The sequence below is a fragment of the Amycolatopsis sp. cmx-11-32 genome (assembly GCF_047608695.1).
GTDB lineage: Bacteria > Actinomycetota > Actinomycetes > Mycobacteriales > Pseudonocardiaceae > Amycolatopsis.
Genome location: NZ_JADNQN010000017.1, coordinates 143,486 through 165,258, shown reverse-complemented (window position 1 = coordinate 165,258; position 21,773 = coordinate 143,486). Strand labels below are relative to the sequence as shown.

Here is a 21,773-nt window from a genome sequence, read left to right as displayed (position 1 = left end):
TCTGTGGGGGATGACTTCGATCTTGACCCTCGGCGGGTTCCTGTCGATGTTCACGTCAACCGTCGTCAACGTCGCGCTCGGCACGATCGCGGCGGAGTTCCGCGCATCGCTCGGCACCGTGCAGTGGATCGTCACCGGCTACCTGCTCGCGCTCGCCGCGATGGTGCCGGTAAGCGGATGGGCGAGCCGTCGCTTCGGGGCGGCCAGGCTCTGGCTGGTGTGCGTCGGCTTGTTTGCGGTGTGTTCCGCGCTCTGCGCGACGGCGACGTCGATCGAGGCGCTGATCGTTTTCCGTGTGTTGCAGGGCGCCGCGGGCGGACTGCTGGTCCCGGCCGGGCAGATCTTGTTCGCGGTGACGGCGGGGCCGAAGCGGCTCGGCCGGATGATGGCCGTGCTGAGCATCCCGATCTATCTCGCGCCGGTGCTCGGCACACTGGGCGGCAGCCTGCTCACCGAAGGACTCGGCGTGCCGTGGCTGTTCCTGGTGAACGTGCCGATCGCGGTGCTCAGCCTGCTGCTGGGCTGGAAATGGCTGCCGATGCAGACCCCGGCGGGCGCCGAGCCGCTGGACCGGCGCGGTCTTCTCCTCACCGTGACCGGTCTGCCGTCGCTCGTGTACGGCGTCGCGGAAGGCGCCCCGATCCCGGCGATCGCCGGCGTCGTCCTGCTCGCGATCTTCGCTGCCACCGCGTCGCGGTCGCGTGCCCCGCTGCTCGATCTGCGGCTGTTCCGCGACCGCGCGTTCTTCTCGGCCGCCGCCGTGATCTTCGGCATGGGGGTCGCGCTGTTCGGCGCGATGATCGTCCTGCCGCTGTACTACCTCGACGTCCGGCACGAGAGTCTCGTCGCCACCGGGCTCCTGACCGCACCGCTGGCGCTCGGCACGGTGGCGGCACTGCCGCTCGCGGGCAGGCTGACCGACCGGATCGGCGGCGCCAGGGTGATCTTCGCCGGGCTGATCGTCACGATCATCGGGACGGTGCCGCTCGCGCTGCTCACCGGATCCGACGACTACTGGTGGCTCTCGGCCGTGCAGGTCGTCCGAGGCTGCGGCATCGGGCTGACCACGACACCGGCGCTCGCCGCCGGGCTGATGCTGGTGCCCAAGGACCGGATCTCCCACGCGATGCCGATCTTCGCCATGCTGCAACGGATCGGCGGATCCTTCGGGACGTCGATCCTGACGGTGCTCGTCTCCACGGGCCTCGCCGCCACTCCGGGGGCCGCGGCGGCGATCGCGGACACGCACTGGTGGATCACCGGGATCACCGGGATCGTGCTGATCCCGTCGTGGATCCTGGTGCGCGCCGAAAAGTCCACAGTGGACTAGGGCGTGTCTCGCGAACTGGGGTTGGCAGGTTGGGCGAGGACACGCGTGCGTCTTTTCGGTTGGAGGCCTCGGGTTTGCGGAGGCGGGCCGCTGGTACGGCTGGGTGAGGGATCAGCTGGTGTCGCGGCCCGGCTGCGGAAATCCGAAAGCACGCTTCGATAGACACAGCCTAGACGGGCGCCGGTGGGTTTGTTCCCGCCCGGGCACCCCCGAGGGTTCCGAATGTCATGTGCGAGTCTCCGCCGTGGCATTCGGGACACCCCGGGGCGAACGCCGTAGGCTCGGCTGAATGAGCACGGCATCCACCACGGAGCATCCGATGGTCGAAACCCGGCACCAGACCCAGTTGCTCACGTTGCTGCGGGACGAGGGCCCGATGTCCCGCGTCGAACTGGGGGAGCGGCTGGAGCTGCCGCGTGCCCGGGTGGGTGCGGAGGTCGCACGGCTGGCCGAGGTCGGCCTCGTCGAAACCGCGGGTCCGTCGGCGAGCCGGGGCGGTAGGCGGTCGACCCTGGTGCGGCTGGCGGGGGACCTGCGCGTGCTCTCCGTCGACGTCGGCGCGACGTCGGTCGGGGTCGCCCTCACCGACGCTTCGTGCGAGGTGCTGGTGCACACCGTCGAGGACTGCGACGTCCGGCAGGGGCCGCACGCCGTCCTCAAACGCATCGCCGGGCTGGCGGAGAAGATCCGCGAAGACCTACCGGGGAAGCTGATCGCCGCGGGGATCGGTCTCCCGGGGCCGGTGAGCTTCGCCGAGGGCATGGCGGTCGCGCCACCGATAATGCCCGGCTGGGACCGGTTCTCCGTACGCGACCATCTCGGCGGACTGCTGGGCTGCCCGGTCACCGTCGACAACGACGTGAACTCCATGGCGCTCGGCGAACGGCACGCCGGGGTCGCCCGCTCCATCGACGACCTGGTGTTCGTCAAGATCGGCACCGGTATCGGCTGCGGGATCGTGCTGGGCGGCAAGGTGTACCGCGGCGTCGCGGGCACCGCGGGCGACATCGGGCACATCCGCCTCGACGACTACGGACCGACCTGCGCCTGCGGTGAGACCGGATGCCTCGAGGCGTACTTCGGCGGCGCCGCGCTGGCCCGCGACGGACTGACGCTGGCCCGCAGTGGCCGGTCGGCGTACCTCGCCGACGTCGTCGCCGACCGCGGCGCGATCACCGCCCAGGACGTCGGCCGCGCGGCGGCGTCGGGCGACTTCGGCGCGGTCAACCTGATCCGCGACGGCGGACGGCGGCTCGGCCAGGTGGTCGCCTCACTGGTGAGTTTCGTGAACCCGGGGATGGTCGTGATCGGCGGCGGCGTCGCGCAGCTCGGGCATCAGCTGCTCGCCGAGATCCGCAGCTCGGTCTACCGGCGGTCGCTGCCGCTCGCGACCGGGAACCTGCCGATCGTGCTGTCCGAACTGGGGGACACCGCCGGGGTCATCGGGGCCGCTTGGTCGGCCACGGACCGGGCCTTCACCCTCAGTAGCTGACGTTCTTCGGTGCTCGTGAGCGGTAAGGACGCCAGGATCGCGGTCCATGAGGGACTCCTTGCCTCCCCTCAGGGTCAGGGCGCGGCAAAGTCGAGGTTGCGGGCCGGGCTGCTATTGGTCGCTGTGTGAGGTCGCGGGGTCACACCGGTTGCGGTTCTTGATCAACAGGGGTTCAGGGACAGGTCCCCCGGCATACGCCCGAGTGGGGAAGATTTCGGACGTTGAACGTCTCAAATCCTCCCCGCTCGGCCCCTCGCCGGCACCGACGATGTCAAGTCCGGATTGCCGGCAGCAGCGCTGACCAGCAGCTCTGCGACTTTGCCGGGAACCCCTGACCCTGTGAAGGTAGAAAAGGGGGCCTTCACAGCCTCGGACACCTGTCTGCGGCCTCCGGGGTCCCACCAGTCACAAAGATGGCCAACCCGGTGAGCTAGAAGACGCCCTTCTCCGCTCTCCACGCGGCGAAGGGTGCGTTCATCTCACGCGGCAGGACCGGTCGGCGGCACGCGGAGCAACCGACGGATTTCGGTGAGTAACGTCAATATCGTACAGACTTTAGCTTGTAAAGTGCAAAAGTCTGTACCAATCTGGACGGCTATTCGGGTGACGGCGGCCATTTCTGTCCTGTTGTCACCTTGACGAGTGACACGGACCACCCTACTTTCGCTGGCTAAGTAACAAAGTTTGTTACGGCCGATTCGTAAGTGAGGGCAGTGTGGCCGCGACTGATCCCGGGCAGTTCGACCCGGTCAGCCCACGCACGGCGAACCTCGCCGCGCTCCTGCGGGCGCTGCGCGCGGGGTCGCTCTCGCGTACCCAGCTCGCGGCGCGGTGCGGGCTCACCAAAGCGGCCGTCTCCGGGTTGATCACCGAGCTGTCCGGACGCGGCCTCGTCCGCTCCGCCGGACTGCGGGCGGGCGGCAACGGCAGGCCCAGCCAGCTGGTCGAGCTGAACGGCGACAGCGCGTACGGGCTCGCGCTCAGCGTCGAGGCAGACCGTTTCGCCGCCGTCGTCGCGAACCTCGAAGGCCGCGTCATCGCCGAACGGGTCGAGACCGCCGACGTCGCCGGGCTCGGCCTCCACCGGAGCATGGACGAACTCGCCTTCCTCGCCGGGCAGGTGCTGCGTGACGAGCGGCCGGTCGGCGTCACGGTGTCCGTTCCCGGCCTGGTCGACACGGCCGCCGCGGTGTTGCGGTTCGCGCCGACCCTGCGCTGGCGCGACGCCGAGATCGCCGACCTCCTGGCGGCCCGGCTCGGTCTGCCGGTCGACGCCATCGCGGTCGACAACGAGGCCAACCTCGGCGCGGTCGGCGAAGCGGTCGCCGGGGTCGGTGCCGGGGTGAGCGAACTCTTCTACCTCAGCGGCGGGATGGGCGTCGGCGGCGGGCTCGTGTCCGGCGGCGCGATCCTGCGCGGTGCCAGGGGGTTCGCCGGCGAGGTCGGGCACATCACCGTCGACCCCTCCGGCGAACAGTGCCAGTGCGGCCGGGTCGGCTGCCTGGAGACCAAGGCCGGGCTCAACGCGGTGCTGCGTGGCGCCGCCTCGCCCGGTGACCCGTTGCACGATCCCGCGCCCGGCGTCGACGGCCGGGTCGGGCTGCTCAAGCACCGTGTACAGCGCGGTGACCAGCGCGCGGTCGCGGCCGTCTCGGAACTCGGGGTAGCGCTCGGCATCGCGGTGTCCACTGTGGTCGACGTGCTCGACCCGGACGTCGTGGTGCTCGGCGGCTACTTCGCCGAACTGGGCGAGTGGCTGGTCGAGCCGGTGCGCCGCGAACTGTCCGCGCGTCCGCTCGGGCACGAGCCCGCCTGCCGCGTCGAGCCGTCGCCGCTGGGCACCACCGCCCCGCTGCGCGGCGCCGCCCACCTCGCCACCGAACGGCTTTTCGCCGATCCGACGCTCGTTCCGCTTGCCACCACCGAGGCCGAGGAGGCGCCGGCATGACCTTGCTATCCGTCCGGGGGATCGTGAAGACCTTCCCCGGGGTGCGCGCGCTCGACGGCGTCGACTTCGACGTCGAGCCCGGCGAGGTGCACTGTCTCCTCGGCCAGAACGGCGCGGGCAAGTCCACGCTGATCAAAACCCTCGCCGGGGCACACCGTCCCGACGAAGGCGAGATCACCTGGCAGGGCGAACCGGTCACGCTGCCCTCGCCGGTCGCCGCGCTGAAGATCGGCATCGCCACGATGTACCAGGAACTCGACCTGGTACCCGGGCTTTCCGTCGCCGACAACATCTTCCTCGGTCGTGAGCGCGCCACCTTCGGTTTCACGCGGATCAGCGAATCCCGGCAGAAGGCCGCCAAGCTGATGGCCAGGCTCGGACATCCGGGGATCGCGCCGTCGACCGAGGTCGGCAAGCTTTCCGCCGCCGGACAGCAGCTGGTCTCGATGGCGCGGGCGCTCGCGTACGACGCGAAGCTGCTGGTGATGGACGAGCCCACCGCGGCACTCGCCGGGGAAGAGGTCGACAACCTCTTCCGCATCGTCGGTGAACTGACCGCCGAGGGTGTCGCGATCGTCTACATCTCCCACCGGCTCGAAGAACTGCGCCGGATCGGGCACCGCGTCACCGTGCTCAAGGACGGCAGGACCGTTGCCACCGGTCTCGGCGCCAAGGAGACACCGACCTCGGACCTCGTCGCGCTGATGGCGGGCCGCAAGGTCGAGACCGTCTTCGGCCCGCGTCACCAGGAGCACGTGGACCCGGACACCGAGGTCCTCAAGGTGGAGAACCTGACCACCGCCGGCGAGTTCGAGAACGTGAACTTCACCGTGCACGCGGGCGAAGTCGTCGGGATCGCGGGCCTCGTCGGCTCGGGGCGCAGCGAGCTGCTGGAAACGATCTTCGGGGCACGCAAGCAGGACACCGGATCGGTCTCGGTCAACGGGAAGACCATCCGGCCGGGAAGCGTGTCCGCGGCGGTCAAGGCCGGGATCGGCCTGGCGCCGGAGGAACGCAAGAGCCAGGGCCTGCTGCTGGACCTGTCCGTCGCGCACAACGTGACTTTGGCGAGCCTGGGCAAGTACGCGACGTTCGGCTTCTCCGACCGGTCGCGCGAACTCGAAGACGCCGGGGAAAGCCTGCGGCGTCTCGATCTCCGGCCCGCCGACCCGCAGCGGATCATCCGCACGCTCTCCGGTGGCAACCAGCAGAAGGCGGTGCTCGCGCGCTGGCTGGTCCGCGGCTGCCGGGTGCTGCTGCTGGACGAGCCGACGCGCGGGGTCGACGTCGGCGCGCGGGCCGAGCTGTACCGGCTGATCGCCGAACTGGCCGCGACCGGGGTCGCGATCGTACTGGTCTCCAGCGAGATCCCCGAAGTACTCGGACTGTCCGACCGGGTGCTGGTGCTGCGTGAAGGACGTGTCCTGGCTGAAAAGCCGTCTGCGGAGCTGACAGAGGCGGATGTGCTCGACGTGATTCTCGAGGGGAGTGCGGCGTGACTGACCAAGCCGAGTCGGTGCGTACGGGAACCGTCGTGGAACCCGTACCACCGAAGAAACAGGGATTCAAGTTCACCGTCGACCCCCGGTTGCTCGGGCTGGCCGGTGTGCTGGTGATCCTGTGCGTCGTCGGGAGCGTGACCCGGCCCGACCAGTTCTTCACCGACGGCAACCTCTCGACGATCCTGCGGCTCGCCGCGGCCATCGGCGTGGTCAGCGTCGGGATGACGTTCGTGATCATCGCCGGCGGCATCGACCTCTCGGTCGGGTCGATCGTGGCGCTCTCCAGCGTTTGGCTGACCACCTTGGCCACCCAGTCGTACGGCCCGTTCGTGATGATCCTTTGTGGACTCCTGGTCGGCCTCGGCTGCGGTCTGGTGAACGGGATCCTGGTCTCCTACGGGAAGATCGTGCCGTTCATCGCGACCTTGGCGATGTACGTCTCGGCCCGCGGGCTCGCGGAGCGCATCAGCGGCCGCCGCACGCAGGTGGTGTCGGAGGCCGGGTTCCTCGAATTCTTCCGCGGTGACCTGCTCGGTATCCCGGTGCTGATCTGGATGTTCGCGCTGGTGTTCGCGGTCGGCTGGGTGGTGCTGAACCGCACCACGTTCGGCCGCCGCACCTACGCCGTCGGCGGCAACGCCGAAGCCTCGCGCCTGGCGGGCATCAACGTCAAGCGGCACACCGCTCTCGTCTACGGCGTCGCCGGACTGTGCTGCGGTATCGCCGCGCTGATGGTCGTCGCCCGCACCACCGCGGGCGCCTCGACCAACGGCATGCTCTACGAGCTCGACGCCATCGCGGCGGTCGTCATCGGCGGCACGCTGCTCACCGGTGGCCGCGGCTCACTTATCGGCACCCTGATCGGCGTGCTGATCTTCACCGTGCTGTCCAACATCTTCACGCTCAACAACCTGGACACCGACATCCAGAACATCGCCAAGGGCGTGATCATCGTGCTGGCCGCGCTACTGCAGTTCCGCTCCGTGAAGAAAACCAAGACGAGTACTTGATCACCGTGGATGGAGAGTCGTCATGACCGAACAATCCCTGCATCGCCGCCGCTTCCTGCTGGGAGGCGCGGCCGTCGGAGCGGGTGCGCTGCTGACCGCGTGCACCTCGAACGAGGCACCGGCGCAGAACAACGCCGCCAACGTCGCGAACGCGGGCGGCAACGCGCAGCCCGGAACTCCCGTCACCATCGGGTTCTCGGCGCCCGCCGCGGACCACGGCTGGATGGCGGCCATCACCAAGAACGCCCGCGCGCAGGCACAGAAGTTCAGTGAGGTCACGCTCAACGCGACCGAGGGCACCAACGACGTCAACCAGCAGATCTCCCAGGTGGAGACGCTGATCAACGCCAAGGTCAACGTGCTGGTGATCCTGCCGTTCGACGGCAAGGCGCTCACCGCCGTCGGCCAGCAGGCGATGGACGCCGGCATCCAGGTGATCAACCTCGACCGCGTCTTCGACACCCCGCTCGCGTACCGCATGTGGATCGGCGGCGACAACTACCGGATGGGCGTCAACGCCGGGAACTACATCGCCCAGCAGATGAAGGCGAAGAACATCGCCGGCCCCGTGATCGGCGAGGTCGCGGGTATCGATTCGCTGCCGCTGACCCAGGAACGCAGCAAGGGCTTCAAGGACGCCTTGGCGCGTCAGGGTTTCGCGGTCGGCCCACGCGTTTCGGCGCAGTTCACGCCGGAGTCGGGTGAGCAGCAGACGTCGAACCTGCTGCAGTCCGCGCCCAAATTGGACGCGCTCTGGAACCACGACGACGACCAGGGTGTCGGTGTCATCGCCGCGATCAACAACGCCAACCGCAAGAACTTCCTGATGGTCGGCGGCGCCGGGTCGAAGAACGCGATGAACCTGATCAAGTCCGACGCCGAGCCGTTGAAGGCGACGGTGCTCTACAGCCCGTCGATGGCGTCTTCGGCGATCTCGCTCGCGCGGCTTCTCGGCCAGAGCAAGGGTGCCGCCGACTTCGCCGAGCACGAGATCCCCGCCGAGATCACCACGTACTCCGCGGTGGTCACCAAGGAGAACGTCGACAAGTACATGGACGTCGGCTTCGACTCGTAAACCCGCGTTCCCGACACGCAGCAGCACGATCTAGGAGGGGCATGAGCACGGCAAAGGAAACGATCGGGATCGGCATGGTGGGCCACGCGTTCATGGGTGCGGTGCATTCGCACGCGTGGCGCAGTGTGCACCGCTTCTTCGCGCCACCGCTGATCCCGAGACTCGCCGTGCTCGGCGGCCGTGACGAGGTGCGGGCGAAGGCCGCGGCGGAACGGTTCGGCTGGGAAGACGTCGAGACGGATTGGCGCGCGCTGATCGCCCGCGACGACGTCGACCTGGTCGACATCTGCACGCCGGGCGACAGCCACGCCGAGATCGCGATCGCCGCGCTCGAAGCCGGGAAGCACGTGCTGTGCGAGAAACCGCTGGCCAACACCCTCGGCGAAGCCGAAGCGATGGCCGAGGCGGCGGCGAAGGCACGCGCGAACGGCGTCCGGTCGATGGTGGCCTTCAACTACCGCCGGGTGCCCGCGCTCGCGCACGCCAGGAAGCTGGTCGCGAGCGGGGCGCTCGGCGAGATCCGCCACGTGCGGTCGGTGTATTTGCAGGACTGGCTGTCCGACCCGCGGTCGCCGATGACCTGGCGGCTGCACAAGGACAAGGCGGGCTCGGGTGCGCTGGGGGACCTCGGCGCGCACATCGTCGACGCCGCCCAGTTCGTCACCGGCGAGACGATCACCGGGGTTTCCGCGCTCACCGACACCTTCGTCAAGGAGCGGCCGGACGGCGACGGCGGGACAGGGCAGGTCACGGTCGACGACACCGCCCTGTTCCTCGGCCGGTTCACCGGCGGGGCGGTGGCGAGTTTCGAGGCGACCCGGTTCGCGCTGGGCCGCAAGAACGCGATGCGGCTGGAGATCAACGGGTCGAAGGCGAGCTTCGCGTTCGACTTCGAATCAATGAACGAACTGTCCTGGTTCGACGGTGGGCAACCCGCCACCGAGGCCGGGTTCCGCCGGATCCTGGTCACCGAACCCGAGCATCCGTACGTCGGGGCGTGGTGGCCGCCGGGGCACCTCCTCGGCTACGAGCACACCTTCACCAACGAGGTCGCCGACCTGCTCACCGCGATCGGCGGCGGCACGGATCCCGAGCCGTCCTTCGAGGACGGATTGAGGGTTCAGCAGGTTCTCGACGCGGTCGAGCGCAGCGCGGCCGAAGAGGCGCGATGGACCGCTGTGCCCGGTGTCACTGCGAAGGGGAGTAACTGAGGACATGGGGAAAAACCGAGGAGGCGGGGTGGTAACAGCAGCGTAGATCCAGCCGAAAGTCGCATGACGGCTATCACTGCGACTTGGTTTGATCCGGAAACGTCCGACCATCCGATGGTGAACACAATTGACGTTTTCGGGTTTGGGAAAGGTGGAGAAATGCCTGCTCACGAGCGTACGGGCATCTGGTTGATCGGTGCGAGGGGGTCTGTCGCCACCACCGCCGCGGTAGGGCTGCTCGCCCTCCGCGCGGGGGTGACGGGCGGTGGCGGTTGCGTCACCGAACTGCCGGCTTTCGCTCGCGTTCCGTTGCCGGACTGGGATGATCTGGTCCTCGGCGGGCACGACATCGTGCACACCCCGCTGGAGAAGCGGGCCGAGCAGCTGGCGCACGCCGGCGTGTTCGGACATTCGGTGTTCTCGGCGGTCCGGTCCGGGCTGGCCGAAGTGGACGCCGAGATCCGCGACGGCTACCACCCGGCGACGCATACGGGTGCCCAGTCCGACGCGGCCGCCCGGCTCACCGCGGACATCCGAGCTTTCGCCGGTCGGCACGACCTCGCGCGGGTCGTGGTGGTCAACGTGTCCTCCACCGAGGCCCCGTGCCCCCACCTGCCCGAACACGAGGACCTCGACGTCCTCGAAAACGCACTCGCGGATCCGGCGCGGGCGGTCCTGCCCTCCAGTTCGCTTTCGGCCTACGCGGCACTGAAGGCGGGTTCTCCGTACGTCGAGTTCACGCCGTCCGCCGGGATCACCCTGCCCGCGCTGCGGCAGCTCGCCGAGCGGGAAGGCCTGCCGTACGCGGGTTCCGACGGCAAGACCGGCGAGACCCTGCTGCGCACCGTCCTCGCGCCGATGTTCAGCGCGCGGGCGCTGAAGGTCCGTTCCTGGGCGGGCACCAACCTCCTCGGCGGCGGTGACGGCGAGACGCTGGCCGACCCGGTGACCGCGAACAGCAAGCTGGAATCGAAGGCACGCGGACTCGCGGCACTGCTCGGCGAGGACGTCGTCGCACCGCTGCACATCGACAACGTGCCCGACCTCGGTGAGGTCAAGACCGCGTGGGACCACGTGTCGTTCGAGGGATTCCTCGGCGCGCGCATGAGTCTGCAGTTCACCTGGACCGGGTATGACTCCGCGCTCGCGGCACCGCTGATCCTCGACCTCGCCCGCCTGGTCACCACCGCGCACGCCGCCGGACACAGCGGCGCGCTGACCGAACTCGGCTTCTTCTTCAAGGATCCACTGGGCAGCGACGAGCACCGCTTCGCCGAGCAGTCCACCCGCCTGATCGCCTGGGCGGCCGCCCTGTGAAGGCTCCCGCTTTGAAACCGTACGTGGAACTCGTGCGAGCGCCCGCCGCGCTGACGGTGCTCGGCGACACGGTCGCCGGGTCCGCCGCGGCGGGACTCAAGATGACCGGGCGACGACTGCTGCTGCCGCTGTCCTCGGTCGCCTTCTACTGGGCCGGAATGGCCCTCAACGACTGGGCGGACCGGAAGCTCGACGCCGTGGAGCGTCCCGAGCGGCCGATCCCGTCCGGGCGGGTGAGCGCGGGCGCGGCGCTCACCACCGGGGCCGCGCTGACCGCGGCCGGGCTCGGCCTGGCCGCGCTCGGCGGTGGCCGTACGGCGATGAAGGTCGCGGTCCCGCTCGCGGCCGCGGTCTGGGCCTACGACACCGTCCTCAAACCGACCCCGGCCGGACCGGTGGCGATGGCGGCCTGCCGCACGCTCGACGTCCTGCTGGGTGCGGGTGGCGAAACTCGTCGTGCTCTTACCTCCGCGGCGGCGGTGGGCGTTCACACGCTCGGCGTCACGGCGTTGTCCACCGGGGAAGTACACGGTGCGAGCCCGGGAACGGCTCGTGCCGCGCTCGCCACGACCTGTGCGGCGACAACGTTGGCATTGACCGGTCCGGCCCGCGGTGGCAGGCACCGGATGGCGTCGATGGCCGCCGGCTCGGGATACGCGGGGATGGTCGGCCGGGCGCAGGCGGACGCCGTCCGCGACCCGTCGGCGAAGGCCGTGCGCACGGCGACCAAGACCGGCATCCACGGCATGGTCCCGCTGCAGGCGGCGGTCACGGCCAAGGGCTCCCTACTGGGGGCGGCGCTGGTCGCGGCCGCGTTGCCGATCGCCCGCAAGCTGTCGCGGAAGGTGAGCCCCACATGAGCTTCCAGCTGGGATACGGCACCAACGGGTTCTCCAACCACCGCCTCGACGACGCGCTCGCCGTGCTCGCCGACCTCGGCTACACCGGGGTGGCGCTGACGCTGGACCACGACCACCTCGACCCGTTCGCCGACGATCTGGCGCGACAGGTCGACCACGTGGCCTCCCGGCTTTCGGCGCTCGGCCTGAATCGGGTCGTGATCGAAACGGGTGCGCGCTATCTGCTCGACCCGTGGCGCAAGCACTCGCCGACGCTGCTCTCCGACGATCCCGCGCTTCGGATCGACTTCCTGGCGCGGGCCTTGCAGATCGCGAAGGACCTCGGTGCCGATTGCGTCTCCTTCTGGTCAGGCGTGTCCACTATGGACAATGACGTCGCGTGGTCCCGGTTGCGCGAGGGCGTCGCGGTGGTACTGGAGCACGCCGCGCGGCTGAACGTCCGGCTCGCGATGGAACCCGAGCCCGGGCACCTCGTGCAGCAGCTGAGCCAGGTCCTTGACCTGCGCAAAGAACTCGGCGAACCGGAACTGTTCGGCGTCACGCTCGACGTCGGGCACTGCGTCGCCGTCGAGCCGGTGGACGCGGCCGAATGCGTCCGCCTCGCCGGTCCGCTGCTGTGGAACGTGCAGCTGGACGACATGCTGCCAGGAGTCCACGAACATCTGGAGTTCGGCGACGGGCAGCTGGATCTGCCCGCGACTTTGGGGGCACTGGCCGAGATCGGCTACACCGGGTTGGCCGCGGTCGAGCTGCCCCGGCACAGTCACGCCGCCCCGGACACCGCACGGCGTGCCTTCACGGCATTGACCGCGGCGATGCCGGAGTCGTGGCTGGAAAGGGCGGAAGGCAGGATCCGGGAGAAGCCGTCGGTCGTCGGCTCGCTCTTCCCGGCCGCCGGTCGTGAGGTCGGCCGGGCCGCGCTGCGACCCGGTACCGATCCGCAGGGGCTGGTCCACGGCACCATCGACGACCGGGCACGCGTCCGGCTCGTCATGGTGCTGGCCGACGTCCTCGACGCCTCGGCACTGGCCGCCGAACTGCGGGACCTCTACCGCTACGGCGACGACGCCGAGCGGCGCGGAGTGCTGCGGGGGCTCAACGCGCTGGAGTCCCCGGCCGCCGAGGTCATCGACGCCGGTGTCCAGCTGGTCCAAGACGCGCTGCGCGCCAACGACATCCGCCTGGTCGGCGCCGCCATGGGTGCCTTCGCCCGGCACCTCGACGGGCACACCTGGCGGCACGGTGTCCTCAAATGCGTCTTCGTCGGCGTGCCACTGGCCGCCGTCGCGGACCTCACTTCCCGCGCGGACGACGAACTCAGACGCATGCTCGCCGATTTCGCCGACGAACGCAGGGCGGCCGGACGTGACGTTCCCGCCGACGCCCTCGAACTCCTCAAGGAGAACTAGCACAATGCGCATCTTCGATCCCCACATCCACATGTCCTCCCGGACCACCGACGACTACGAAGCCATGTACGCCTCCGGCGTCCGCGCACTGGTCGAACCCGCGTTCTGGTTGGGGCAGCCGCGCACCAGTGTCGGCTCGTACACCGACTACTTCGACGCGCTCATCGGCTGGGAACGGTTCCGCGCCGCCCGGTTCGGCATCCGGCACCACTGCACGATCGCGCTGAACCCCAAGGAAGCCAACGATCCCCGCTGCCGCGAGGTGCTCGACGTGCTCCCGAGGTACCTGGCCAAGGACGGCGTCGTCGCGGTCGGCGAGGTCGGCTACGACTCGATGACCAAGGAAGAGGACGAGGTCTTCGCGCGGCAACTGGCGCTGGCCCTCGAACACGACCTCCCGGTGCTGGTGCACACCCCGCACCGCGACAAGCTGGAAGGCACCAAGCGCACACTCGACGTCGTCCGTGAGGCAGGCGTCGCGCCGGAGCGCGTGGTCGTCGACCACCTCAACGAGGTCACCGTCGAACTGGTCAAGGATTCCGGTGCCTGGATGGGTTTCTCGATCTACCCGGACACCAAAATGGACGAACACCGGATGGTCGAGATCCTGCGCCGGTACGGGCTGGACAAGATGATCGTCAACTCGGCCGCGGACTGGGGCCGCTCCGACCCGCTGAAGACCGCCAAAACCGGTCAGGCGATGCTCGACGGCGGGTTCACCGAGGCCGACGTCGACAAGGTGCTGTGGCAGAACCCGGTCGACTTCTACGGCCAGAGCGGCCGCCTCACGCTCGACCCGCTGCCCGGGTTCACCGGTGAGGCAGTGACCTTCGAGGGCAACTCGGTCCTGCGAGGTGCCCGCAAATGATCTCCTACTGTACGAACGTCCACGCGGGCGAGGACGTCGAGGGCATCGTCGCGCAGCTGGAGCGGTACGCGCTCCCGGTGCGTGAGCGGCTGGGCGCCGACCGGCTCGGCGTCGGACTGTGGCTCTCCGCGCCGGTCGCGCGCGGACTCGCCGACAACGCTCAGGCGCGCAAGGACTTCCGCGCCGAACTCGACGCGCGCGGGCTCAGCGTCTACACGCTCAACGCGTTCCCGTATGGCGGTTTCCACGACGAGGTCGTCAAGCACGCGGTCTACCGTCCTGAGTGGACTGATCCGGATCGGGTCGCGTACACGATCGACTGCGTGAACGTGCTGTCCGACCTGCTCGCCGAGGACGCGACGTACGGCAGCATCTCCACGTTGCCGCTCGCGTGGCGCGAGCCGTGGACCGAGCACGACGACCGCCGCGCGGCCGAGGCTTTCGGCCAGGTCGTCCGGGCGATCGGTGACCGGCCGATCAAGTTGGCCGTCGAACCCGAACCCGGCTGTGTCCTCGACACCGTCGCCGACGCGCTCGACTGGCTTTCCGGCCGCGTCGACCCGGAGTACGTTGGGCTGTGCCTGGACACCTGTCACCTCGCGGTGTCCTTCGCCGACCCGGCGGAGACCATCAAGGCGATCGTGGAGTCCGATGTGGACATCGTCAAGGTGCAGGCCTCCGCGGCGTTACACGTCGAAAAGCCTGCCGAGGCACGTGAAGTTCTGGCCGCCTTCGCCGAACCGCGCTACCTGCACCAGGTGCGGGAACTCGGCGCCGACGGCGTCGTGCACAAGGCCGACGACCTGCCAGAGGCATGGACGGAACTGCCGGGGGAAGGCCCGTGGCGGGTGCACTTCCACCTGCCGCTGCACCAGGCCCCGGCCGCGCCGCTGGCCACCACGACGGACGTCCTGCGCACCGTCGCCGCCGGGCTGCCCGGCGAACCGCACATCGAGGTCGAGACCTACACCTGGAGCGTGCTCCCGGACGCGGGTGACCTCGTCGGCGGGATCGCCGCGGAACTCGAGTGGGCCGAGGCGAACCTCACCAGGGAAGGGGTTTCCGCATGAAGCCACTGGTCGTCATCGACGTCGTCGGGCTGACCCCGAAGGCGTTGCGGGACATGCCGAACCTGTCCGCCGTCGCCCGCGACGGCTGGCAGGCCGAACTGGGCACGGTGCTGCCCGCCGTCACCTGCAGCGCGCAATCGACGTTCCTCACCGGGCTCATGCCCGCGCAGCACGGGATCGTCGGCAACGGCTGGTACTTCCGCGAACTCGGCGAGATCTTCCTGTGGCGCCAGCACAACCGGCTCGTCGGCGGCGAGAAGCTGTGGGAGACCGCGCGGGCGGCGCACCCCGGCTACACGTCGGCGAACGTGTGCTGGTGGTACGCGATGGGGATGAGCACCGATGTCACGGTGACCCCGCGGCCGATCTACCACGCCGACGGCCGCAAGTCCCCCGACGCGTACGTGCGCCCGCCGGAACTGCACGATCAGCTGACCGGCGCGCTGGGGGAGTTCCCGCTCTTCCAGTACTGGGGCCCGACGGCTTCGATCAAGTCCAGCAAGTGGGTCATCGGCGCGTCCCGGCAGATCCTGCGCGAGAAACGCCCGGATCTGCTGCTGACCTACGTCCCGCACCTGGACTACGACCTGCAGCGCTTCGGCCCCGACGCGCCGCGGGCCAGGAGCGCCGCGCGGGAACTGGACAACGCGCTCGCGCCACTGCTCGACGACGCCCGCGACGCCGGGGCGACCGTGGTCGCGCTCAGCGAGTACGGGATCACGAACGTCAGCAGGCCGGTCGACATCAACCGGGCACTGCGTCGCGAGGGCTTGCTGGAGGTCTACACCCAGGCGGGCATGGAGTACCTCGACCCGTGGGCGTCACGCGCGTTCGCCGTCGCCGACCACCAGGTCGCGCACGTCTACGTCCGCGACTCCTCCGAGGTGGAGCGAGTGCGTTCGATCGTCGGCGAACTGACCGGCGTCGACGAGGTCCTCGACCGCGAGGCGCAGGCCAAGTACGGGATCGACCACGAACGCGCCGGTGAACTCGTCGCGGTCGCGGAGCCGGACTCGTGGTTCACCTATTACTACTGGCTCGACGACGAGCGGAAGCCCGACTTCGCACGCGGCGTCGAGATCCACCGCAAACCGGGTTACGACCCCGCCGAGCTGTTCTTCGACCCGGAGGACAAGTTCGCCAAGGCGCGGGCCGGGCTCAACCTGGCGAAGAAGTTCGCCGGGCTGCGGTACGCGATGGACGTCGTCCCGACCGACCCGCGCTGGGTGCGCGGTTCACACGGGCGGCTGCCGGATTCCACCGAGGACGGTCCGGTGCTGCTCTGCTCCGACCCGGCCTTCCAACCGTCCGGCCGCATCGTCGCGACGGACGTCCACCCGCTGCTTCTTTCCCTGCAAGGCCTGAAATGACGGGAGGGTCAGAGGCCGGCTAGCCGGGACGTGTCGCGAAAGCCACTTTCGCGACGTCTGGTGTCCCGAAAGTGGCTTTCGCGACACACCCCATCCCCAGATCTCACGAAAGGAAGCTCCACTCGCATCCGGTTCCTTGATCGCCGCCGCTCATCGAAAGGATCGCCACAGCTATGTCCTTGAAACGACGACTAAGCGTGCTCGTCACGTCGATGGTCACGGCTTTGACAGGCGTCGCGCTACCGGTGCAGGCCGCACCGGAGCACGAAGCGGCGACGGTGCTCGTGTTCTCCAAAACCGCGGGCTTCCGCCACGATTCGATCCCCACGGGGATCCTGGCGATCAAGGAACTGGGTGCGCGAAACCACTTCGGGGTGGAAGCCACCGAGGACGCGGCGGTCTTCACCGACGCGAACCTCAAGCGCTTCAACGCGGTGGTCTGGCTTTCCACCACCGGTGACGTGCTGAACGCGGACCAGCAGGCCGCGTTCGAGCGGTACGTGAAGGGAGGCGGCGGGTATGTGGGCGTGCACGCCGCCTCCGACACCGAATACGACTGGCCCTGGTACGGCGACCTGGTCGGGGCGTATTTCAAGTCCCATCCGCGGATCCAGAAGGCGAACGTCAAGGTCGAGGACCACGACCACGTGTCCACTGTGGATCTGCCGGAGACCTGGCCGCGTACCGATGAGTGGTACAACTATCGTGAGAACCCGCGGAGCAAGGTCAACGTCCTGGCCAGCCTGGACGAGAAGAGCTACCAGCCCGGCGACGGCGCGATGGGCGACCACCCGATCGCCTGGTGCCACGAGAACTCCGGCGGCCGCTCCTGGTACACCGGCGGCGGGCACACCAAGGAGTCCTACACCGAACCCGCGTTCCGCTCGCACCTCGTGGGTGGCATCAAATACGCCACCAAGCTGAGCAAGGCGGGTTGCGCCAAGCAGGCGGAGGCGGATCCGGTGGACGCGGACTTCGACCAGATCACCCTCGCCAAGGGCGAGGAGAAGACCGGTGAGCCGATCGCGCTTTCCGTGCTGCCCAACCGCGACGTCCTGCACACCTCACGTGACGGCCGCGTCTGGTACACCAGCTCGTCGGCGACGACCAAGCCGGCCGCCACGATCCCGGTCTACCACCACGACGAGGACGGTCTCCAGGGCGTCGCCATCGACCCGGACTTCGCGAAGAACCGCTGGGTCTACCTGTATTACGCGCCCAAGCTGAACACTCCGGCCGGTGACGCGCCGGAGAACGGCACCCCGGCCGACTTCGCGCCGTTCAAGGGTTACAACCAGCTCTCGCGGTTCAAGCTCGATACCGACAACAACCTGGATCTCGCGAGCGAGCAGAAGATCCTCCAGGTCCCGGCCGAACGCGGCATCTGCTGCCACGCCGGCGGCGAGATCGACTTCGACGCGCAGGGCAACCTGTATCTGTCCACAGGGGACGATTCCAACCCGTTCTCCTCGGACGGTTTCACCCCGATCGACGAACGCGCCGACCGTAACCCGGTCTACGACGCGCAGCGCAGCTCCGGCAACACCAACGATCTGCGCGGCAAGGTGCTGCGGATCAAGGTCGACGCCAAGGGCAAGTACACCGTGCCCAAGGGCAACCTCTTCGCGAAGGGCAAGCCCAAGACCAAGCCCGAGATCTACGCGATGGGCTTCCGTAACCCGTTCCGGTTCGCCGTGGACCGCAAGACCGGCTGGATCCACCTCGCCGACTACGGACCCGACGCCGGTGCGGCCGACCCCAAGCGCGGCCCGGGTGGCACGGTCGAGTTCAACCTGATCAAGAAACCGGGCAACTTCGGCTGGCCCTACTGCATTGGGGACAACCAGCCGTTCATCGACTACGACTTCGCCACGAAGCAGTCCGGTGCCGCCTTCGACTGCGCCAAGCCGAAGAACACCAGCCCGCGCAACACCGGGCTGACCGATCTGCCCCCGGTCGAGAAGGCGTGGATTCCCTACGACGGCGGTTCGCTGCCCGAGTTCGGTACCGGCCCCGAATCCCCGATGGGTGGCCCGGTCTACCAGTACGACGCGAAGAACCCGTCGCAGACGAAGTTCCCGGAGTACTTCAACGGCAAGACCTTCGCCTACGAATGGGAACGCGGCTGGATCAAGGAGATCGCCGTCGGCAAGAACGGTGAACGCGGTGCCATCAAGCCGTTCTTCGACTCGATGGACCTGGTCCGCCCGATGAACATCGAATTCGGCCCGGACGGCGCGATGTACGTCCTCGACTACGGCACCGGATACTTCGGCGGCTCCAAGGAATCCGCGGTCTACCGCGTCGACTACACCAAAGGCAGGCGGACACCCGTCGTCAGGGTGGCCGCGGACAAGACGTCCGGCCAGGCGCCGCTGACCGTCGGGTTCGACCCGGCCGGGACGAACGATCCCGACGGAGGAGCGCTGACCTACGCCTGGGACTTCGACGGGAACGGCACGACCGACTCCACCGAAGCGGCCCCGGTTTCCCACACCTACCCCGCGAACGGCCAGTACACGGCGAAGCTTTCGGTCACCGACCCCACCGGTCTGACCGGCTCGGCGAGTGTGGTGGTCACCGTCGGCAACACCGCGCCGGTGGTCACGCTCAAGACCCCGGTCAACGGCAGCGTGTTCAGCTTCGGGGACAAGGTCCCGTTCAAGGTCGAGGTGATCGACGCCGAGGACAACCCGATCGACTGCGCCAAGGTGACCGTCGAATACATCCTCGGCCACGAGGGGCACGGACATCCGCTGAGCCGCGCGACCGGCTGTGAAGGCACCATCGCCACCCCCGCCGACGAAGGCCACGGCGCGGACGCCAACGTGTTCGGCGTCATCAACGCCAGCTACACCGACAACGGCGGAAGCGGTGTCCCGGCGCTGACCGGCGAGGCGGAATCCTTGCTGCAGCCCAAGGTGAAGCAGGCGGAGTTCTACACCCGGTCCAGCGGGATCGAGGTCGTCGGACACGACGGCGCCAGTGGCGGCAAACGCGTCGGCCACATCGAAGCCGGTGACTGGATCGAATTCGACCCGGTGAACCTCGTGGGTGTCAGCGGCATCGGCTACCGAGTCTCCTCCGGTGGGGACGGCGGCACGATCGAGGTCCGCTCGGGTGCGGTGGACGGTCCGCTGGTGCAGACGGTCACCGTCGCCAACACCGGCGGCTGGGACACCTACGCCGACATCTCGCCCGCCGCGATCACCGACCCCGGTGGGACCGGCCCGCTGTACCTCGTGTTCCGCGGTTCGGGCACCGGAAGTTTGTTCGACCTGGACGCGATCACCTTCGAGCAATCTGTGAGCGGAGCTGAGGTGAATTCGAAGGGGTGACCATACGCGTGAACCCACTGCGACATCTATGGCGGTTTCACCACCAGATAGAGAAGGAGAACTGATGAGCCGTCCGATCACCCTGTTCACCGGCCAGTGGGCGGATCTCCCGTTCACCGAGGTGTGCAGGCTGGCCAGCGAATGGGGCTACGACGGCCTTGAGATCGCGTGTTCCGGCGATCACTTCGAGGTCGACCGCGCACTGTCCGAAGAGGACTATGTGCCAAAACGACAGAAGCTGCTCGCCGAGCACGGCCTCAAGGTGTGGGCCATTTCCAACCACCTCGTCGGCCAGGCCATTTGCGACGACCCCATCGACGAACGCCACCGGGCCATAATTCCTTCTCGGGTGTGGGGCGACGGTGAACCGGAAGGCGTCCGGCAGCGGGCCGCGATGGAAATGGCCGACACCGCCCGTGCGGCGGCGAAACTCGGGGTGGACACGGTGATCGGCTTCACCGGTTCGAAGACGTGGAAGTACGTCGCGATGTTCCCGCCGGTGTCGCAGGCGGTCATCGACGACGGCTATGCCGACTTCGCCGACCGGTGGAACCCGATCCTCGACGTCTTCGACGAGGTCGGTGTGCGGTTCGCGCACGAGGTGCATCCCTCGGAGATCGCTTACGACTACTGGACGACAAAGCGTGCGCTCGAAGCTGTCGGTAACCGTCCGGCGTTCGGGCTGAATTGGGATCCTTCGCATTTCATCTGGCAGGACCTCGACCCGGTCGGCTTCATCCTCGATTTCGCCGACCGGATCTACCACGTGGACTGCAAGGACACCAGGAAGCGGTTCGACGGACGGAACGGACGGCTCGGCTCACATCTCCCCTGGGGAGACCCCCGACGCGGCTGGGACTTCGTTTCGACCGGGCACGGCGATGTGCCGTGGGAGGACTGTTTCCGGGCACTGAATTCGATCGGCTACGCCGGTCCGATCTCGGTGGAGTGGGAAGACGCCGGCATGGACCGGCTCCGGGGCGCGGCGGAAGCCGTGACCTATCTGCGGGGGCTCCTGTTCGACAAGCCGTCGGCGGCCTTCGACGCGGCTTTCAGCAACCAGAAGTGAGGGCGGTTTCATGTGCGGTGAAGAAGCTGAGCGGTTCCACTCTCGACGGTCACTCCTCCGAGGTGCCGCGACGGCGGCGGTCGCGGTCGGCGCGGCGGTAGCCCTGCCGGGGCTCGCGCACGCCACGACCGAGGTGGAGACACAAGGGCACGGACACGGTCATGGCCACGGCCGTGTCCCGGTCGACAAGATCAGCATCCAGCTCTACTCCCTGCGCGCCGCGCTGGAGGCCGATCTACCGGGCACCCTGTCCGCGTTGGCGGAAATCGGCTACCGGAAGGTCGAACTGGCCGGGACCTACGGCCGTACGGCCAAGGAGTTCCGCGGCCTGCTCGACAAGAACCGCATCCGGGCGACGTCCACGCACATCGGCATCGACGGCGATCTCGACAAGACCATCGCGGACGCGAAGGTCCTCGGGAACACCCGCGCCAATGTGCCGTGGGCGAACTTCGACACCATCGACGGCTGGAAGCAGTTCGCCGGACGGATGGACACGGCGGCACGGAAGTTCCGCCGGGCCGGGATCCCACTCGGGTACCACAACCACGCGCACGAGTTCACGCCCATCGGCGGCGTGCGCCCGTACGACGTGCTCACCAGGAACACGAACCCGCGTCACGTGCACTTGGAGATCGACCTGTTCTGGGCGGTGGAAGGCGGCGTCGACCCGATTTCCCTGTACCGCCGACACTTCCCGCGCGTGGTCCAGTACCACGTCAAGGACCGGACGGCGGACGGGAAGATGGTCGACCCCGGCCAGGGTGTCATCGACTTCCCGCGCATCTTCCGGAACACCCGCGCGAACGTGGGCGAGTACATCGTCGAGCACGACAACCCCACGGATCCCCTGAGCACCGCCCAGACCGGATTCACCTATCTCCGCAACGTCCGCTTCTGACTG

General features: G+C 68.5%; 16 protein-coding genes. All 16 read left to right on the top strand.

Translation table 11 applies throughout. The annotated features are described in order from the left end of the window. The first annotated feature begins 10 nt into the window (after positions 1 to 10). The 16 genes from ACM6LR_RS35530 to ACM6LR_RS35455 all read left to right on the top strand — a co-directional run bounded on the left by ACM6LR_RS35530 (position 11) and on the right by ACM6LR_RS35455 (position 21,770). The gene (locus ACM6LR_RS35530) at positions 11 to 1,330 is read left to right on the top strand and encodes a DHA2 family efflux MFS transporter permease subunit (RefSeq protein ID WP_414945356.1); all 1,320 of its coding nucleotides are present in this window, start codon (positions 11 to 13) and stop codon (positions 1,328 to 1,330) included. A gap of 289 nt (positions 1,331 to 1,619) precedes the next feature. Then, entirely contained in the window at positions 1,620 to 2,822 is a 1,203-nt protein-coding gene (locus ACM6LR_RS35525) for an ROK family protein (protein ID WP_414940033.1), read from the top strand. 715 nt (positions 2,823 to 3,537) lie between these two features. Beyond that, on the top strand, positions 3,538 to 4,770 hold the full coding sequence (locus tag ACM6LR_RS35520; RefSeq protein ID WP_414940032.1) for an ROK family protein: 1,233 nt from the start codon (positions 3,538 to 3,540) through the stop codon (positions 4,768 to 4,770). Further along, entirely contained in the window at positions 4,767 to 6,269 is a 1,503-nt protein-coding gene (locus ACM6LR_RS35515) for a sugar ABC transporter ATP-binding protein (RefSeq protein WP_414945355.1), read from the top strand. Before ACM6LR_RS35520 ends, ACM6LR_RS35515 begins: the two co-directional genes overlap by 4 nt. 35 nt (positions 6,270 to 6,304) lie before the next feature. Beyond that, positions 6,305 to 7,282 carry an ABC transporter permease gene (locus tag ACM6LR_RS35510; RefSeq protein WP_414945365.1) on the top strand — a complete coding sequence of 326 codons (978 nt, stop codon included), beginning with the start codon at positions 6,305 to 6,307 and terminating at the stop codon, positions 7,280 to 7,282. Positions 7,283 to 7,304: 22 nt separating this feature from the next. Next, complete coding sequence (locus tag ACM6LR_RS35505; RefSeq protein WP_414940030.1) at positions 7,305 to 8,357, top strand: substrate-binding domain-containing protein; 1,053 nt, start codon at positions 7,305 to 7,307, stop codon at positions 8,355 to 8,357. Between the two features lie 41 nt (positions 8,358 to 8,398). Next, positions 8,399 to 9,568 carry a Gfo/Idh/MocA family protein gene (locus ACM6LR_RS35500; protein WP_414940029.1) on the top strand — a complete coding sequence of 390 codons (1,170 nt, stop codon included), beginning with the start codon at positions 8,399 to 8,401 and terminating at the stop codon, positions 9,566 to 9,568. A gap of 159 nt (positions 9,569 to 9,727) precedes the next feature. Beyond that, the gene (locus ACM6LR_RS35495) at positions 9,728 to 10,885 is read left to right on the top strand and encodes an inositol-3-phosphate synthase (protein WP_414940028.1); all 1,158 of its coding nucleotides are present in this window, start codon (positions 9,728 to 9,730) and stop codon (positions 10,883 to 10,885) included. Positions 10,886 to 10,896: 11 nt separating this feature from the next. Beyond that, on the top strand, positions 10,897 to 11,745 hold the full coding sequence (locus ACM6LR_RS35490; RefSeq protein ID WP_414945354.1) for an SCO3242 family prenyltransferase: 849 nt from the start codon (positions 10,897 to 10,899) through the stop codon (positions 11,743 to 11,745). After that, a complete protein-coding gene (locus ACM6LR_RS35485) occupies positions 11,742 to 13,154 on the top strand; it encodes an EboA domain-containing protein (RefSeq protein ID WP_414940025.1) in 1,413 nt (470 codons plus the stop codon). The genes ACM6LR_RS35490 and ACM6LR_RS35485 overlap by 4 nt, the downstream gene beginning before the upstream one ends. Positions 13,155 to 13,158: 4 nt before the next feature. Next, positions 13,159 to 14,022 carry a TatD family hydrolase gene (locus ACM6LR_RS35480; protein ID WP_414940024.1) on the top strand — a complete coding sequence of 288 codons (864 nt, stop codon included), beginning with the start codon at positions 13,159 to 13,161 and terminating at the stop codon, positions 14,020 to 14,022. Then, positions 14,019 to 15,092, top strand: a complete 1,074-nt coding sequence (eboE, locus tag ACM6LR_RS35475; protein ID WP_414940023.1) for a metabolite traffic protein EboE — start codon at positions 14,019 to 14,021, stop codon at positions 15,090 to 15,092. Before ACM6LR_RS35480 ends, eboE begins: the two co-directional genes overlap by 4 nt. Continuing rightward, on the top strand, positions 15,089 to 16,462 hold the full coding sequence (locus tag ACM6LR_RS35470) for an alkaline phosphatase family protein (RefSeq protein ID WP_414940022.1): 1,374 nt from the start codon (positions 15,089 to 15,091) through the stop codon (positions 16,460 to 16,462). The genes eboE and ACM6LR_RS35470 overlap by 4 nt, the downstream gene beginning before the upstream one ends. 212 nt (positions 16,463 to 16,674) lie before the next feature. After that, positions 16,675 to 19,800, top strand: a complete 3,126-nt coding sequence (locus ACM6LR_RS35465; protein ID WP_414945364.1) for a ThuA domain-containing protein — start codon at positions 16,675 to 16,677, stop codon at positions 19,798 to 19,800. A 64-nt stretch (positions 19,801 to 19,864) separates the two neighbouring features. Further along, a complete protein-coding gene (locus ACM6LR_RS35460) occupies positions 19,865 to 20,869 on the top strand; it encodes a sugar phosphate isomerase/epimerase family protein (protein WP_414940021.1) in 1,005 nt (334 codons plus the stop codon). 10 nt (positions 20,870 to 20,879) lie between these two features. Beyond that, positions 20,880 to 21,770 carry a sugar phosphate isomerase/epimerase family protein gene (locus tag ACM6LR_RS35455; protein WP_414945353.1) on the top strand — a complete coding sequence of 297 codons (891 nt, stop codon included), beginning with the start codon at positions 20,880 to 20,882 and terminating at the stop codon, positions 21,768 to 21,770. The last annotated feature ends 3 nt before the right edge of the window (positions 21,771 to 21,773 follow it).

Excerpts from the sequence above, each read along its gene's own strand:
- ACM6LR_RS35530 (WP_414945356.1), top strand. The coding sequence starts at position 11 with ATGACTTCGATCTTGACCCTCGGCGGGTTCCTGTCGATGTTCACGTCA.
- ACM6LR_RS35525 (WP_414940033.1), top strand. The coding sequence starts at position 1,620 with ATGAGCACGGCATCCACCACGGAGCATCCGATGGTCGAAACCCGGCAC.
- ACM6LR_RS35515 (WP_414945355.1), top strand. The coding sequence starts at position 4,767 with ATGACCTTGCTATCCGTCCGGGGGATCGTGAAGACCTTCCCCGGGGTG.
- ACM6LR_RS35505 (WP_414940030.1), top strand. The coding sequence starts at position 7,305 with ATGACCGAACAATCCCTGCATCGCCGCCGCTTCCTGCTGGGAGGCGCG.
- ACM6LR_RS35500 (WP_414940029.1), top strand. The coding sequence starts at position 8,399 with ATGAGCACGGCAAAGGAAACGATCGGGATCGGCATGGTGGGCCACGCG.
- ACM6LR_RS35495 (WP_414940028.1), top strand. The coding sequence starts at position 9,728 with ATGCCTGCTCACGAGCGTACGGGCATCTGGTTGATCGGTGCGAGGGGG.
- ACM6LR_RS35485 (WP_414940025.1), top strand. The coding sequence starts at position 11,742 with ATGAGCTTCCAGCTGGGATACGGCACCAACGGGTTCTCCAACCACCGC.
- ACM6LR_RS35480 (WP_414940024.1), top strand. The coding sequence starts at position 13,159 with ATGCGCATCTTCGATCCCCACATCCACATGTCCTCCCGGACCACCGAC.
- eboE (WP_414940023.1), top strand. The coding sequence starts at position 14,019 with ATGATCTCCTACTGTACGAACGTCCACGCGGGCGAGGACGTCGAGGGC.
- ACM6LR_RS35470 (WP_414940022.1), top strand. The coding sequence starts at position 15,089 with ATGAAGCCACTGGTCGTCATCGACGTCGTCGGGCTGACCCCGAAGGCG.
- ACM6LR_RS35465 (WP_414945364.1), top strand. The coding sequence starts at position 16,675 with ATGGTCACGGCTTTGACAGGCGTCGCGCTACCGGTGCAGGCCGCACCG.
- ACM6LR_RS35460 (WP_414940021.1), top strand. The coding sequence starts at position 19,865 with ATGAGCCGTCCGATCACCCTGTTCACCGGCCAGTGGGCGGATCTCCCG.
- ACM6LR_RS35455 (WP_414945353.1), top strand. The coding sequence starts at position 20,880 with ATGTGCGGTGAAGAAGCTGAGCGGTTCCACTCTCGACGGTCACTCCTC.